The following is a 15432-nucleotide window of genomic DNA, read 5'->3' as shown; positions in this document are numbered from 1 at the left end:
GTTCAGCGCACCGGCGCGGGTTCGGGGCAGGGCGTCCACGCCCGCGCGGCCGCCGACGCGGCCGCCGCGTCGAGCACCAGTTGCCCGGTGTGCCCGTCTGCCAGGGTGGGCGCGTGCTCGGGTGCCCCGCCTCGGAAGACCTCGACCATGTCGTGCCCCTGCCGCGCGGCGCCGTGCCGCATCACCGCCATGAGCTGCTCGAACGGCCCGGCGTCGGCGAGCGGTTCCAGCTCGTCGACCGGCACCGCCCGCGGCTCACCGCCCGCCGGGGCGAGCACCACCTCCACCGGCCGGTCCGAGGTGAAGGCCAGTGTGCCGCGGCTGCCGACGACGTCGAGCTCGTTCTGGAACCGCCGGTACGGGCTGATCGGCAGCACCCGGCTCAGCGCGAGCGAGGCGTGCGCGCCGGAGGCCAACCGCGCGGTCACCGCGCATTCGTCCCAGTTGCGCACGATCGCCTCGGTGCCGTTCGCCGCGGTGCGCGAACCGTGCACGGTGTGCCCGGTGGCGCTCACCTCGGTGATGTCGCCGACGAGCCACCGGATCAGGTCGACCGCGTGCGGCCCGAGGTCGCTGAGGACGCCGTGGGCGTACTCACGGGGGTCGTACCGCCAGTCCCACGGGGTGCCGGGGTCCGCGGACAGGGAACTGGCCGTCCGGTAGCGCACGTGCCGCACCCGGCCGACGGCCCCCTCGGCCAGCAGCCGCTTGACCGTCCGCATCGCCGGGTTCCACCGCTGGGTGAACCCGACCACGGTGTTGGCCCCCGCGCACGCCCGGAGCATCCGCGCCGTCTCCGCCGCGTCGCGGGCGAGGGGCTTCTCGCAGAAGACCGCCAGCCCCGCCGCCCCGGCCGCGGTGACGGCGGCGAGGTGCGACGAGGGCGAGGAGGCGATCACCAGGGCGTCGAGCGCGACCGCGTCGAGCATGTCCTCCAGCCGGTGGAACGAGCGCGCCACGCCGAACCCGGCCGCGGCCTCGGCGGCCCGGCCGGGGTCGCGCCCGCACACCGCCACCAGGTCCGCCCCCGCCCCGGCCAGGGCGGGCACCAGGTACTTGCGGGACCACCACCCGTGGCCGAACATCCCGACCCTGGGCCCGCTCACCGGGCCGCCTTCCTGGCCAGGTACTCGGCCGCGCTGTTCAGCGCGTCCAGGTTGCGCCCGCCGCGCACCTCGGCGACGTGGTCCTTGGCCTCCTGCGCCTCCCACCCCCGCTTGGCCACCGCCCGCGGCTTGAGCAGCTCGGTGGAGCCCGCCCTGGCCAGCACACCGCCCTCGGTCGGGGTGAAGCTCATGTACCCGAACAGCGCGTCGTCGAGCGGCGGGAGACCTGCGAGCTGCCGCCAGACGACCTTCTCACCGGGGAAGCAGATCCGCGCCTGCTTGGTGGTGTGCACCGCCCCGCTGGGCACCTGCACGTCCATCTCCACCACCTGCGCGGGCGCGACGTCCTCCGACAGCCGGACGCTGAGGCAGTGCGGAATCCGCTCCGGCCACCGCGCGGCGTCGGAGAAGTAGTCGTAGAGCTCGTCGGCGGAAGCCGGGATCAGCAGTTCCACCTCGTAGGACACCTCGTATTCCCGGATTCGCTCCAGGTCGGCGGCGAACCGGGCGAGCTGGGCGAGCTGGGTGGCCGCGCCCCGGTCGAGCCGCTCGCCCGCCTGCTGGTCCGCGGCCTGAAAGTCGTGGCGCAGCTCGACGGTGGTCCGGTCCGCCGAGAGGGGCTTGAACGTCCATTCCCCGGTGACCGAGTCCAACCCCGCCGGGGGGTTCTCGTGCCGGAAGGTGATCCGACCGGCGCCCCGGTCCAGGGTCCGGCTCGCCCGCCAGTTGCGCACCACCCCGGTCTTGTCGTCCCACGACCAGCGCTCGACGCGGTCGCTGGTCTCCTCCCGCCGCAGGTACTCGGTGTGGATGACGGTGGTGAACACCCGCTTCGCCTGCTCGACCTCGGCGATCAGGTCGAACAGGGTGTCCGCGGCTGCGTCCACGGTGGTCGCCTGGACCGACTGCCTTGCTGTCGACACGGTGCGCTCCTCTCGTGCGTGGTCTGGTTCCCCGAACCTGGCACCGACCGCTTGAGCGCGGCTCCAACGCCGTTGGACCGCCGCTGGGGACCGTGCGGTGCATGGAGAACAGAGAGCTGGGCAGCTTGGTCGTGTCCGCGCTCGGCCTGGGCTGCCTGGGGATGACCGGCGGCTACGGCCCGGCCGAGGCGGACCGGTGCGCGGCCGCCATCCGCCGCGCGGTCGACCTCGGGGTCTCCCTCGTGGACACGGCGGACTTCTACGGGGGCGGGGCGAACGAGGAGCTGGTGGGCCGGGCGGTGCGCGGGATACGCGACCGGGTGGTGCTGGCGACCAGGGGTGGCGCCCGCTCCCGGGTCCCCGGTGGCCCCCCGGTGGTCCTGGACGGCACGCCCACCTACCTCCACCGCGCCTGTGACGCCTCCCTGCGCAGGCTGGGGGTCGACCACGTCGACCTGTACTACCTGGCCCGGGTGGACCCGGACGTCCCGGTGGCCGAGAGCGTCGGCGCGTTGGCCGAGCTGGTCGCGGCGGGGAAGGTGCGCCACATCGGGCTGTCCGAGGCCGCGCCCGCGGACGTGCGCGGGGCGCACGCGGTCCACCCGATCACGGCGGTGGAGAGCGAGTACTCGCTGTGGGAGCGGGGCGTGCGGGAGGAGGTCCTCCCGGCACTTCGGGAGCTGGGGATCGGTTTCGTGGCGCACACGCCGCTGGGCAAGGGTTTTCTGTCGGCGGCGCTGCGGTCCCCGGCGGACTTCGCCGAGGGCGACCACCGCCGCAACCACCCGCGCCTGCGAGGTGAGAACTTCCACCACAACCGGGCACTGCTCGCCCCGCTGGAGGCGATCGCGGCCCGGGAGGGGCGCAGTCCGAGCCAGATCGCGCTGGCGTGGTTGCTGGCCCAGGGCGAGGACGTCGTGCCGATCCCCGGCAGCAGGCGCGCCGAGCACGTCGAGGAGAACGCCGCCGCGACCGGAATCCGGCTGTCACCCGCGGACGTGGCGCAACTCGCCGTCGCCTTCGCCGCGGAGCGCGTACGGGGTTCCCGCCACCGCGTGTCCCGATGAGAGACCCGCGGCGACAAGAACCCGGCAGCCGGAAAGCGGCAACCAGGCCACAGTGGGCAGAGTGCGGTGACCAGGGCGCACCAACGGGAGCGCGCCGACGAGAGCACGTCAACCGGGCGCGGCAACCACAGGCGGAGTGCGCCAAGCGCAACGTGGTGGTCAGAGCGCGCGGTGACGTGCGGGCGGTGGTGGGAACCGTCCTCACACCACCACGCCGAACCACGTCCGCAGCGCCTCCCGCAATCCCGCCTCCTGCGGCCCCGTCTCCGGCGGCTCCGCCTCCCCGACGCCCGCCGACCAGGCCAGGTAGCCGTCCGGGCGCACCAGCAGGGCCGCCGCGGGCGCGCCCTCGGCGGTCGCCGAGATCACCCGCACCCGCTCCGCCCACGGCGCCGCCACCCGGCCTGCCCAGTCCTCCCCGGTCAGGTCCACCAGCACCCCCCGCCCCTCGTACAGCAACCCGCTCAACCGGGTCACCCCGTCCGCCGTACTCAGCGCCAGGTCCGCCGCGAACCGGGCGCCCGGGTACTCGGTGTCCGTCCCCGTGCACCGCGCGGCCAGCAACCGGTTCACCTCCGGGATCGCCAGCAGCTCCCCGAACAGCACCCGCAGCGCCGTCACGTTCCGGTCCGGGTTCAGCAGCGCGAGCTGCGTCCGGCTGTGTTCCAGCACCGCCGCCGCCACCGGGTGCCGCTCGGCCTCGTAGCTGTCCAGCAGCCCCTCGGACGCCCACCCGGACACCTCCGCCGCCAGCTTCCACCCGAGGTTCACCGCGTCCTGCAACCCCAGGTTCAGTCCCAGCCCGCCGTATGGGAAGTGCACGTGGGCCGCGTCGCCCGCCAGCAGCACCCGCCCCGCCCGGTACCGCCGCGCCTGCCGCGTCGCGTCCCCGAACCGGGTCAGGTACGTCGGGTCCACCAGGTCCAGGTCGCGACCCAGCACCCGCCGCACCGCCGCCCGGAACTCCTCGGCGGTCACCGGTGCCCCCCGGTCGGCGTGCGGCCTGCCGAACTCGGTGGTGACGATCCGCACCTCACCGCTGGGTCGCGGGTTGATGTTGACCGTGCCGCGCTCGGTGCGCGTGATCCCGCGCCGCTCGTCGGCCATCGTCGGCAGAGTGCAGTCGCACAGCAGCGATCCGACCGTCGGGTCGGTGCCCGGGAAGTCGATTCCCGCCAGCTCACGCACGGTGCTGCGCCCGCCGTCGCAGCCGACCGCGAACAGCGCGCGGATCTCGTACACCCCGTCCGGTCCGGTCGCCTCCACCACCACCCCGTCCGCGTCTTGGCGCAGGCCGACCACCGCGCCGCCCCGCCGGATCGCCGCGCCCGCGGATGCCGCGCGGTCGGCGAGCACGGCCTCCACCCGTGTTTGCGGCACGTTGACCAGGTATGGGTGGTCGGAGTCGAGCGCGGACAGCTCCAACAGCGGCCACAGGCCCGCGAACGGCATCTTCGGCCACCGCGCTTTCTCGTGCAGCAGCGGGGCCAGGAGCCCGCGGCGGTCCAGGGTCTCCGCCGTGCGGGCGTGCAGGCCCCAGGCGCGGGCGTGCGGTGGCGGGGTGGGTTCGCGCTCCAGCACGGTGGTGCGCACCCCGGCGAGGGCCAGCTCGGCGGCCAGCATCAGGCCCACCGGACCGCCACCGGCGATCACCACGTCGGTCTCGGTCGACATCGGGCCTCCTCAGGCCAGCTCGGCGGTGACGGCCCGCAGCGGGAGGCCGGGGCGCTCGTGCGCCGCCGTGGCCGCGAAACCCGCCGTGGCCAACATCTTCTGGTAGACGATCGGGGAGTGCAGCTCGCCCTCGGTGGTCCCGGCGAGCATCAGCAGGCTCAGCAGGTGCGCGTGGTAGTCCTCGGCGGGCGGGCGGTCGCCGGTGGTGAACCCGATGACGACCACCCGGCCGCCCGGCTTCAGCGCGCCCGCCAGCCTGCGCAGCAGCTCGGTCCCGCGCCGGGCGGAAAACTGGAACAGGAAGTTGCCCAGGACCACCGCGTCGTAGGGGCCGCCGAGCGGCACCTCGAACGCGTCGCCGGGCAGGTAGTGGACGCGGTCGGCCAGGCCGAGCCGCTCGGCGTGCCCGCGGGCGACGTCGAGCACGTCCGGCCAGTCCAGGCAGGACACCGTCGCCCCGGGCACCCGCTGGGCCACCGCGAAGCCGAAGAGCCCGTGCCCGCAGCCCACGTCCAGCACCCCGTACCGGTCCCGGCCCGCCGCGGCCGGGACCAGCAGGTCGGCGACGAACTCCGCGCCCGGCCCGGTGGCGAAGGTCAGGTGGGTGGCGAAGTCCACCCAGTAGGGGAACCCCGGCGCCTCGGCGTTCTCCGCCAGCAGCGTGCCACCCGCGCGCACGGCACCGGCCAAGTCCTTCATCGCGTCCCACTCCCAGTCGCTCGCCGCGACCCGCACGACCCCGCCGCCGTACTGCGGGCTGGAGCGCACCAGCAGGGTTTCCGCACCCGGGGCGAGGCCGAACTGCTCACCGTCGACCGCCAGCAACCCGGCCGCTGCCAGCGCGCGTAGCAGCAGCCGCGTGCCGCGTGGGCTCGTGCGCAGGATCGCCGCGACGGTGTCCGGGTCGGCCGACCCGTCGGCGAGGGCGTCGAACACCCCCAGCTCGATCGCCGCCCGCAGCAAGTAGGTCGACTTGTACGCGGTCATCATCGACAGCAACCGCTCGCGGGTGACCCCGTGCTCTGTTCCCGGCATGACACTCCTTCTGGCCGACCCGGACTGGGCCGCCACCGTCACCGCCACGGCTCGGGCAGCGGTCAACGCGGGCTCGAACCCGTTCTGGCACGGGATCGGACGCGGCGCCGACACCGGGCTCCGACACGGGCTCTGGCCGACTCCGGCGCGGGCGTCGAGCCGTCGTCGACCCCGGCTCGACCGGCACTCCCGACGGTGGCGGTCGGTACCAGAGCGAGGAGTCCGCCATGCTGAGCACCGCAGGAAGCCCCGGCTCACCGCAGCGCCACCGGCCGGGCACCCCCCGGCCGGTGGCGGTCCTGCTGCCGGGCCAGGGCTCGCAGCACGTCCGGATGGCCGCGGGCCTCTACCGCGTCGACCCGGTGTTCACCGCCGCGATGGACGAGGTGCTCGACGCGATGGCCGCCGAGGGCGCCCCCGAGCTGCGCGCCGAGTGGCTCGCCGAGCGGCCCACCGTCTCGATCGACCACGTCAGCCGCGCGCAGCCGCTGCTCTACGCGGTCGACTACGCCCTGGGCACCCTGGTGCTGGGTTGGGGCGTGCGGCCCGTCGCGCTGCTCGGGCACAGCGTCGGCGAGGTGGCCGCCGCGACGCTCACCGGCGTGTTCGGCCTGCGCGACGCGGTGGCGCTGGTGCTCGACCGGGTCCGCCGCTTGGCCACCGCACCGCCCGGCGGCATGCTCGCCGTCGCGGCCACCCCGGAGCAGCTACGGCCCTTCCTCACCGGCGACGTGGTGGTCGGAGTGGTCAACGCCCCCCGCCAGACCGTGCTTGCGGGCCCGACGGCACCATTGGCCGCGGTCGCGGAGTCTTTGCGCGACAGCAATTTCACCTGCCGCCGGGTACCGGCGGAGAGCGCCTTCCACAGTCCCGCGCTGGCCGAGGCTGCCGCGGGCGCGGAGGAGTTCATCGCCTCGGTCGCGGTGGCGGAACCGGACACCACCGTCTACTCCGGCTACACCGCGGCCAGGCTGCGCCGCGAGGACGCCGCGAACCCCCGCTTCTGGGCCAGGCAGCCGGTCGAGGCCGTGCTGTTCTGGCCCGCCCTGGACGCGCTGCTGGCCGCCGAGGGCGACGTCCTGCTGCTCGAAGCGGGCCCGGGGCAGGGGCTGGCCACGCTGGCCCGGCGCCACCCCGCGGTGCGCACCGGCGGCAGCTCGGTGCTCGCCCTGCTCCCGGCCCAGCCCGGCCCGCCCGCGGCGGACCGGCGATCGGTGCGCGCCGCCGCCCTCGCCCTGCGGGCCGAGGGGCACGCAGTCGACCTGGCAGAAGGCCTGTAGAGGGAGGAAGGCATGTCGGTGAACGAGACACCACCGCTGGTGCTGGTGGTCGGCGCGGGCCCGGTCGGGCTGACCGCGGCCGTCGAGCTGGCCCGGCGCGGCATCGCGGTCCGGCTGGTGGACGCGGCCGCCGGGCCCGCCACGACCAGCCGCGCGATCGCCACCCACCCGCGCACCCTCGAGGTCTACGACCAGATGGGCGTGGTCGACGACATGCTCGCCCGCGGGCAGCGCATCCAGGCGTTCACCCTGCACGCCAATGGACGGCGGCTGGCCCGGCTGGACGCCGACTACTCCCAGATGCCCACCCGCTTCCCGTTCACCCTGTGCATCGACCAGGTGCAGACCGAGGCCGTGCTGCGCGACACCGCGCGCGGGCTCGGGGTCGAGGTCGAGTGGGGGGTGCGACTGCGCACCTTCGAGCAGGACGCCGAGCGGGTGCTGATCACCCTGGGCCACGCCGACGGGACCGAGGAGCGGCTGGCGGTGCCGTGGCTGCTCGGCGCGGACGGCGGGCACAGTGCCATCCGCAAGCGGCTGGGCCTGCCGCTGCTCGGCGAGGCCAGCGAAACCTGGTTGATCGCCGACGCCGACGTCGAGGCCGACCTGCCGCGCAACAGCATCCACTGGGTTCGGGCGGGCGGGCTGACCATGATGATGGTGCCGATGAGCACCCCCGGCCGCTGGCGGCTGCTCGACACCGCGGGCACCCGGCACGACCCCACCCCCGAGGTGGTCGCGGCCCGGTTCACCGAGCAGCTCTCGCGCGGGCTCGGCTCGCCGGTCCGGGTCGCGGCCCCGGTCTGGGTCTCGGTGTTCACCTTCCAGCAGCGCATGGTCACCCGGATGCGCGACGGGCGCTGCCTGCTCGCCGGTGACGCCGCGCACGTGCACAGCCCCGCATCCGGGCAGGGCATGAACACCGGCATCCAGGAGGCCCACAACCTGGCCTGGAAGCTCGCCGCCGTGGTGCGCGGGCAGGCGGGCCCCGGGCTGCTGGACAGCTACGGCGACGAGCGGGTGCCGGTCGGCGCCGCGCTGCTCGACTCCACCCGCACCGCCACCTTCCTGGTGCAGATGCGCAACGCCGCCGCCGGGGTGGCGCTGCCGGTCGTGTTCGGCCTGGTGAAGCTCCTGCCGAAGATCAAGGTCGCGCTCCAGCGCAAGATCCTCGGCGGCGTCTCCGGCCTGCGGGTGAATTACCAGGACAGTCCACTCACGACGCCGGACCCCGCGCGCGGAGCAGGCAGGCCGCGACCGGGCGAGCGGCTCACCGCGTTCCGGTGCGCCGATGCGGCGGCGACCGCGGCGGTCGCCGAAGAGCTGCGCGACCTGAGGTGGACCGCGCTCGTCGGCCCGGCGGCGGGGAGGCTCGTCGGAGCACTGGCCGACCGGGGTTCCTGGCTCAGCACCAGGGTCGTCACCGCCGACGAGACCGCCCCCGGCGCCCTGCCCGACCGCGACGGCCTGCTCGCCGTGGCCCTGGCCCTGCCGCCGGGTGGTTGGGTCCTGGCCCGCCCGGACGGCTACGTGGCCGCCCGCGGCGACCGACCCGAGGTCGCCGACGTCCTCGCCGCGCTCGTCGCCGCCGACGGTAGCGCGCTGCCCACCCGCGAAGCCGCGCGGTGACCGACAACCGCAGAGGAGTGGCCGCATGACGAATCCGCAGGACGACACGGGGCACGCGGTGCTCGACGGCGCGGCAGGTGACCTGCTGTTCCGCGCCGCCCGCACCGCCAGCACCTTCACCGACGAGCCCGTCGGTGACGAGCAGGTCCGCGCGATCCACGAGCTGGTCAAGTGGGGACCGACCTCCATGAACGTGCAACCGCTGCGGGTGGTGCTGGTCCGCACGCCCGAAGCCAGGCAGCGGTTGGTCGACCAGCTCATGCCCGGCAACAAGGACAAGACCAGCCGCGCGCCCCTCGTCGCGGTCCTGGCCGCCGACCACGGGTTCGACGAGCACCTGCCGGTGGTGTTCCCGAACGCGCCGTGGGTGGGCGCGCTGTTCGCCGACCAGGCGGTGCGCGATCGGACCGCGGAGTTCAACGCGGGCATCCAGGTCGGCTACTTCATCCTCGGCGTCCGCGCGGTCGGCCTGGCCGCCGGGCCGATGAGCGGGTTCGACGCCGACGGGATCAACCGGGAGTTCTTCCCGGACGGTCGGCACCGGGTGCTCGCCGTGGTCAACATCGGCAGGCCCGGCCCCGACGCCTGGCGCGAACGACTGCCGCGGCTGGCCTACGAGCAGGTGGTGACCTCGGTCTGAGCGTTCGAGCGGATTTCGAGGAGCCGTCCAGAGTCGGGGAAAACCATTACCGCAACATCCGGGTTCCGCCAGGAGAGGTGGTCACGTGACTACGACAGAAGATCGGGCTGAACAGGCCGTCGCGCCGGGGCCGACCTCCGCGGTCGACCTGTTCCGGACGATCACCGCGCACCACGAGTCCAGCGCCGTGCACGTCGCGGCCAAGCTGGGGATCGCCGACCTGATCGGTGACGGGGCGGCCACGCACGAGGAGTTGGCCGGGCACACCGGCGCCAACCCGGACGCGCTGCTGCGGCTGCTGCGCCTGCTCGTCAGCGCGGGCGTGCTGGTCGAGCCGGAGCAGACCAGGTTCACCCTCACCGCCAAGGGCAGGCACCTGCGCACCGACGTACCGGATTCGCTGCACCCGTTCGCGCTGATGATGGCCAGTCCGCACCACCAGCACCGGTGGGGTGAGCTGGAGGACTGCGTGCGCAACGGCCGCTCGGTGATGGAGAAGGAGAAGCACGCCAACCCGTTCGCGCAGATGCCCGAGCACATGCTGGAGATCCTCGGCAGGGCGATGACCTTCTTCGTCACCTACACCGCCGACGCGGTCGTGAGCACCTACGACTTCACCCAGTTCGGCACCCTGGTCGAGGTCGGCGCCGGTCGGGGCATCCTGCTCTCGGCGATCCTGGCGGCCAACCCCAAGCTCAAGGGGGTGCTCTTCGAGCTGCCCTACATGGTCGAGCACGCCCGCGCCCGGCTGGCCGACTCCGACGTGCTCTCCCGCTGCGACCTGGTGACCGGCGACTTCTTCGAGTCGGTGCCCGAGGGCGGCGACGCCTACCTGCTCAACAACGTCCTGCACGACTGGAGCGATCAGCGCAGCGTCGAAATCCTCGTCAACTGCCACGCGGCCATGCGCCCCGGCGCGAAGCTGCTGATCGTCGAGACGCTGTACCCGGCGCAGTTCGACAGCTCGATCCCGTCGCAGATCGCCGCCCGCAGCGACGTCAACATGCTGCTGAACACCGGCGCCAAGGAGCGGTCCAGGGTGGACTTCGCCGCCCTGGTCAAGGCGGCGGGCTTCGAGTTGCAGCGCATCCTGCCCATCCGGCCCGCGTGGTCCGGCGTGGCGTCGTCGAGCGTGGTCGAGGCCGTGCGCCGGTGACCGGGCGGACGAGCCAACCGAACCGAGAGGGGGAGAGTGTGTCCGAAGAGCGTGTCCCTGTCCTGATCGTCGGCGGCAGCACCGTCGGCCTGTCCTGCGCGGTGGCGCTCGTGCGCCACGGCGTCCCGGCCGTGGTGGTCGAGCGCCGCGGCGGGTTGTCGATCCACCCGCGGGCGACCGGCGTGCAGCCGCCCGCCCGCGAGTTCTTCCGCGCCGTGGGTTTGGAGGAGCAGATCACCCGGGCCAGCGCCGCCCTGGTGCCGAGCACCTCCAAGATCAACGTCACCGCGCTGACCGACGACCTGTCCACGGTGGAGCGCTACCCCACCCCGCCGCCGGGCCTGATCGAGGTGACCAACCGGATCAGCCCCACCAGAGGCGGGCCGTGCGCGCAGGACCAGATCGACCGGGTGCTGCTGGACGCGGCCGTCGACGGCGGGGTCGCGGTCCACTTCAACACCGAGTTGGTCGGCTTCGCCCAGGACGACGACGGTGTCACCGTGACCCTGGCCGACCGCGACGGCGAGCGCACCAGGACCGTGCGCGCGGACTACCTCATCGCCGCCGACGGGGCCCGCAGCACGGTCCGCGACCTGCTCGGCATCGCCACCACCGGCGAGGACGACCTGACCAACCCGATGGTCAACATGCTGTTCCAGGCCGACCTCGCCGACCTGGTGCGTGGGCGGGAGTTCGCCTTCTGCGAGGTCAAGGGCGACGGCTTCGAGGGCATCCTGGTCGCGGTCAACAACACCGACCGCTGGGTCTTCCACGTCACCGTGGAGGACGAGGGCGAGACCCTGGAGGACTACCCGCCGCAGCGGTGCCGCGACCTCGTCCGCGCCGCGGTCGGCATCCCCGACCTCGACGTGGAGATCCTCGGCAGGCTCACCTGGCAGATGTCCTCCCGGGTCGCGGAGAGCACGTGCTCGGGTCGGGTGTTCCTGGTGGGAGACGCCGCGCACACCATCCCGCCGATCGGCGCGTTCGGGTTGAGCACCGGCATCTCCGACGGGCACAACCTGGCCTGGAAACTGGCCATGGTCGTGCGTGGCGAGGCGGGCCGGGGGCTGCTGGACAGCTACGAGGCCGAACGGCTGCCGGTGGCCCGCTTCGCCCAGGAGCAGACCCTCTTGCGGTTCCGCAACCTGCACCTGCAGTGGTCCACCGGGCCCGAGGTGGAGAAGGCCCGCGCCGCCCTGCGCATCGCCGATCCGCTCGTGCTGGGCTTCGGCTACCAGTACGACTCCCGCGCGGTCATCGGCGCCCGCGGCGAGGTGCCGTCGCTGGAGGACGTGGCCCTCGATCTCGACGGGCACCCCGGCTCCCGGCTGCCGCACGGCTGGGTGGAGCTCAAGGGCGAGCGCGTGTCCACCCTGGACCTGGCGGGCCCCGGCTTCGTGCTGCTGACCGGCCCGGACGGGCACGACTGGTGCCGGGCCGCGGAGGACGCCGTGCGCGGCGTGTCGCTGACCGCCCACCGGGTCGGCACCGGCGGGGACGCCGACCTGGTCGCCGAGGACCGGACCTGGCTGGCCACCGCCGGGCTGGGGCCGGGCGGCGCGCTGCTGGTGCGCCCGGACAACGTCGTCGCCTGGCGCTCGCCCGGGCCCGCGCGGGACCCCGACCGGGTGCTGCGCGAGGTGCTCACCCACCTGCTCGACCTCCCCGCCTGAGACCGGGAGCGAGGAACCGAGATGCACATCTGCCTCGTACAGCAGGGCGCCTGGGACATGCCGGTGGACTCCATGCCGCTGGCGGCGGGCTACCTCAAGGCGGTGATCGCCGCCGACCCCGACCTGGCCGTGGCCACCGAGGTCGAGATCCGCAACTTCCGCGGCGGGGTCCCACTGCCGGAGATGACCAGGGAACTGTTCCGCGACCGGGTCCCCGACGTCATCGGCTTCTCCGTGCTGGGTTGGAACTACCGCAACTTCGGCATGCTCGCCGAAACGTTCAAGCAGGTCAACCCGCGCGGCACGGTCCTGTTCGGCGGCAACCACGTCGCCTACCAGGCCGAGCGGGTGTTCCGCGAGTTCCCCTGGGTCGACGTCGTGATCAACGGCGAGGGCGAGACCACCTTCGCCGAGCTGGTGCGCGACCTGCACGAGCACCCGGGGGAGCTCGCGGGCACCGCGGTGGCGGGCCTGTCGGTGCGGCGCCCGGACGGCTCGGTGCACACCACGGCCGAGCGCGAGCGCATCGGCGACCTCGACACCGTGCCGTCGCCGTTCCTCACCGGTGCCATCCCGATGACCAACGCGGCGGGACACTTCCCCTACGACGTGGCGCTGATGGAGACCAACCGCGGCTGCCCCTACAAGTGCTCGTTCTGCTACTGGGGCGGGGCGGTGGGGCAGAAGATGCGCTCGTTCTCCACCGACCGCCTGGCCCACGAGCTGGACATGTTCGGCTTCCACCAGGTTCCCTCGATCGTGCTCTGCGACTCCAACTTCGGCCTGCTGGAGGCCGACGAGCAGTTCGTCGAGATGCTGATCAAGACCCGAGAGCGGTACGGGTTCCCCCGGGCACTGGAGACGAGCTGGGCCAAGAACAAGTCCAACCGCTTCTACGACATCGTCCGCGCGCTCAAGAAGCACGACTTCAAGAGCTCGTTCACCCTCGCCCTGCAGACGCTTTCCGACGACGCGCTCACCGGCATGCTGCGCAAGAACATGAAGGTGAACCAGTGGGAGGGCCTGGTCACCTGGCTCAACGAGGAGGGACTCGACTGCTACGCGGAGCTGATCTGGGGGGCGCCGGGGGAGACGCCGAACTCGTTCCTGCGCGGCTACGACCGCCTCGCCACCATGGTTTCGCGCATCGCTGTGTACCCGATGCTGTTGCTGCCCAACACCTCCTACACCGAGAACCGGGGGGTGCACGGCTTCGTCACCATCCGCGGTGAGTCGGACGACTTCGAGTACGTACTGGCCAACCGGACCTCCACGGTGCCGGAGAACCTGGAGATGCAGCGGTTCATGTACTGGGCCAGGGTGCTGGGGGAGAACCAGTACCTGCGCCACACCTGGCAACCGCTGCGCGACGTCACCGGACTGACCCAGTCGCAGGTGGTCACCAGCCTGATGCGGGCCTTCGAGGAGGACCGGACCTCCGCGGCGGTGGGGTTGGTCGAGCGGATGCCGGTTTTCGCCGAGTCCCCGGCCATCGCGGCCGCGCTGCGCGCGCTGCACGGCACACCGGAGCTGGAGGCGGTGGTGGGGCAGTGGTGGGAACAGTCGATGGTGCCGGAGTTCCCGCCGGAGTGGCGCCCCTTCGCCAGGGAGCTGTACCGCTACGAGCGCTGGTGCCGCCCGGTGTACGTCAAGCCGGGGGATGAGCCGCCCACCGGCTGGTACACCGAGCTGGTCGACGGGGAGTGGTTCTACGTGAGCGAGCCGGTCGAGTTCGGCGTCGACGTGGAGGCGGCCATCCGCGCCTGGTCGGACTGTCTGATGTCGCCGCCGCGGCCGGAGCGGGTCAGCTACACCTTCCAGGCCCGCTGCGGTTTCCACGACCACCTCGACAACCACGAGACGGCCGCGCACTACATGGCGGTCGCCCGCCCGCTGGCCAACCCGGCCCTGATGTGACCGGGTGGCCTGCGCGACCTCGGTGGCCGAGGTGATCCGGTGGTCCGCCCGCTCCCGTCGGGCGGACCACCGGCACCGGTCTCATGGCACGGCGGGTTCCGCGGTCGCCGCCACCCGCTCCCGGGCGGCCCGCCGGAACTGCGACCAGGCCAGAGCGGTCCCCACGGCGAGGACGGCGCCGCAGGTGACGAAGACGGTCTGGATGCCCAGCAGCGCGCCGAAGCTGCCCGCGAAGGCCATGCCGAAGATGGACACGGTGCTCGGGATGATCGACATCAGCCCCATGAACCGCCCCATCAGCGCGTTGTCCACCTCGGTCTGGATGAGCGCGCCGATGCCGGTCTGGATCGACACGGTGAGCAGACCGAAGATGAGGTGGGCGACGAGCAGCGCCACCACGGTGGCCGCCAGCGGCAGCGCGGCGATCAGCGCGGCCAGCAGCACCATCCCGGTGATGATCATCAACCGCGGGTTGATCCGCTTGGCCAGCACGAGGACCAGTACACCCCCGATCAGGTTGCCCGCGGTGTCACCGCTCTGGATCACGCCGATCCAGCCGGTGGAGATGTGCAGCGTGTCGACCACGTAGGGGGCGAGCAGCACGGCCATGGGGCTGAGCGCGAAGGTGAGCGCGCTGAACACCAGCAGCAGCCCGCGCAGCGCGGGGGAGGAGCGCACCGCGCGCAACCCGTCGGTGATCGCGGCCCAGGTCGTCTGCGGCTCGCAGGCCGGGGTGTTGTCGGTGCGCCGGATCATCGCGATGAGCAGCGCCGACACCGCGAAGGTCGCCGCGTCCACGGTGAAGGCGATCCAGTGGGTGTGCAGGGTGGCGACCAGCACACCGGCCGCGGTCGCCCCGGTCAGCTCCCCGATGACCGTGGTCGTCTGCATGAGCGAGTTCGCCCGCAGTTGCTCCTCGGCGGGCACGATCACCTGCATCAACCCGGCCCGGGCCGGTTCGAAGAACGTCCCGACCGCGGCCTGGAGGAAGGCGATCAGGTAGAGCACGGGCAACCCGGGCCGGCTCACGACCGAGACGGCGAGCGCCAGCAGCAGCACCGCCCGCAGCGCGTCCGACAGGATCATGATCCGCCGCCGGTCGTGCCGGTCGACGTAGGCCCCGGCCAGCAGCCCGATCACGATGCCGGGCACGGCGATGACCAGGGTCAGCCCCCCGATCGCGGCGACCGAGTGGGTCTTCTCGGTGACCAGGAGGATCAGGGTGAGGGTGGTGAGCGCGTCCCCGAGGGTGGAGATGCTGTGGGCACCCCACAGGGCGAGGAACCGGCGGTCGCGGGCGATGGCGGGCACGCGGGCGGCGTTGATCAC

12 protein-coding genes are annotated in these 15432 nt (G+C 73.1%); 7 read left to right on the top strand and 5 right to left on the bottom strand.

Annotated features, from left to right (window positions below; all coding sequences use genetic code 11):
• Window positions 1-2 precede the first annotated feature (2 nt).
• Both UO65_RS06420 and UO65_RS06415 read right to left on the bottom strand, forming a co-directional pair.
• Complete coding sequence (locus UO65_RS06420) at window positions 3-1106, bottom strand: Gfo/Idh/MocA family protein (RefSeq protein ID WP_152552000.1); 1104 nt, start codon at window positions 1104-1106, stop codon at window positions 3-5.
• Window positions 1103-2029 (bottom strand): SRPBCC family protein, encoded by a 927-nt coding sequence (locus UO65_RS06415; RefSeq protein WP_035279733.1) that lies wholly within the window; start codon window positions 2027-2029, stop codon window positions 1103-1105. Before UO65_RS06415 ends, UO65_RS06420 begins: the two co-directional genes overlap by 4 nt.
• A 101-nt stretch (window positions 2030-2130) precedes the next feature.
• Between UO65_RS06415 and UO65_RS06410 the strand changes: the two genes are divergently transcribed.
• Entirely contained in the window at window positions 2131-3096 is a 966-nt protein-coding gene (locus tag UO65_RS06410) for an aldo/keto reductase (RefSeq protein WP_035279731.1), read from the top strand.
• 201 nt (window positions 3097-3297) lie between these two features.
• On the opposite strand, the gene UO65_RS06405 is transcribed toward UO65_RS06410, so the two are convergent.
• Entirely contained in the window at window positions 3298-4770 is a 1473-nt protein-coding gene (locus tag UO65_RS06405) for an FAD-dependent monooxygenase (protein ID WP_035279728.1), read from the bottom strand.
• Window positions 4771-4779: 9 nt separating this feature from the next.
• Window positions 4780-5805, bottom strand: coding sequence for a class I SAM-dependent methyltransferase (locus tag UO65_RS06400; RefSeq protein WP_152551999.1), 1026 nt, complete (start codon window positions 5803-5805; stop codon window positions 4780-4782).
• A gap of 227 nt (window positions 5806-6032) precedes the next feature.
• Here UO65_RS06400 and UO65_RS06395 point away from each other — a divergent pair, with 227 nt between their 5' ends.
• From UO65_RS06395 to UO65_RS06370, 6 genes are all read left to right on the top strand, one after another.
• Window positions 6033-7085: an acyltransferase domain-containing protein gene (locus tag UO65_RS06395; protein ID WP_200873321.1), complete on the top strand. Its 1053-nt coding sequence runs from the start codon at window positions 6033-6035 to the stop codon at window positions 7083-7085.
• 12 nt (window positions 7086-7097) lie between these two features.
• Window positions 7098-8714 carry an FAD-dependent oxidoreductase gene (locus UO65_RS06390; protein ID WP_035279726.1) on the top strand — a complete coding sequence of 539 codons (1617 nt, stop codon included), beginning with the start codon at window positions 7098-7100 and terminating at the stop codon, window positions 8712-8714.
• Between the two features lie 25 nt (window positions 8715-8739).
• Window positions 8740-9354 carry a malonic semialdehyde reductase gene (locus tag UO65_RS06385; protein ID WP_035279725.1) on the top strand — a complete coding sequence of 205 codons (615 nt, stop codon included), beginning with the start codon at window positions 8740-8742 and terminating at the stop codon, window positions 9352-9354.
• A gap of 85 nt (window positions 9355-9439) precedes the next feature.
• Entirely contained in the window at window positions 9440-10510 is a 1071-nt protein-coding gene (locus tag UO65_RS06380; RefSeq protein ID WP_052020804.1) for a methyltransferase, read from the top strand.
• 38 nt (window positions 10511-10548) lie between these two features.
• Window positions 10549-12186, top strand: a complete 1638-nt coding sequence (locus UO65_RS06375; RefSeq protein WP_035279724.1) for an FAD-dependent monooxygenase — start codon at window positions 10549-10551, stop codon at window positions 12184-12186.
• A 21-nt stretch (window positions 12187-12207) separates the two neighbouring features.
• Entirely contained in the window at window positions 12208-14103 is a 1896-nt protein-coding gene (locus tag UO65_RS06370; RefSeq protein WP_035279722.1) for a KedN5 family methylcobalamin-dependent radical SAM C-methyltransferase, read from the top strand.
• An 81-nt stretch (window positions 14104-14184) separates the two neighbouring features.
• On the opposite strand, the gene UO65_RS33075 is transcribed toward UO65_RS06370, so the two are convergent.
• Entirely contained in the window at window positions 14185-15432 is a 1248-nt protein-coding gene (locus UO65_RS33075) for an MFS transporter (protein ID WP_052020803.1), read from the bottom strand.

The sequence above is a fragment of the Actinokineospora spheciospongiae genome, assembly GCF_000564855.1.
Taxonomy (GTDB): domain Bacteria; phylum Actinomycetota; class Actinomycetes; order Mycobacteriales; family Pseudonocardiaceae; genus Actinokineospora; species Actinokineospora spheciospongiae.
The sequence above is the reverse complement of the archived record's forward strand: the minus strand, read 5'-3'. Positions and strand labels throughout refer to the sequence as shown.

What these genes read in the sequence shown, in the direction of transcription:
- UO65_RS06395 (WP_200873321.1), top strand. Translation starts at nt 6,033, where the DNA reads ATGCTGAGCACCGCAGGAAGCCCCGGCTCACCGCAGCGCCACCGGCCG.
- UO65_RS06385 (WP_035279725.1), top strand. Translation starts at nt 8,740, where the DNA reads ATGACGAATCCGCAGGACGACACGGGGCACGCGGTGCTCGACGGCGCG.
- UO65_RS06410 (WP_035279731.1), top strand. Translation starts at nt 2,131, where the DNA reads ATGGAGAACAGAGAGCTGGGCAGCTTGGTCGTGTCCGCGCTCGGCCTG.
- UO65_RS06390 (WP_035279726.1), top strand. Translation starts at nt 7,098, where the DNA reads ATGTCGGTGAACGAGACACCACCGCTGGTGCTGGTGGTCGGCGCGGGC.
- UO65_RS06405 (WP_035279728.1), bottom strand. Translation starts at nt 4,770, where the DNA reads ATGTCGACCGAGACCGACGTGGTGATCGCCGGTGGCGGTCCGGTGGGC.
- UO65_RS06400 (WP_152551999.1), bottom strand. Translation starts at nt 5,805, where the DNA reads ATGCCGGGAACAGAGCACGGGGTCACCCGCGAGCGGTTGCTGTCGATG.
- UO65_RS06370 (WP_035279722.1), top strand. Translation starts at nt 12,208, where the DNA reads ATGCACATCTGCCTCGTACAGCAGGGCGCCTGGGACATGCCGGTGGAC.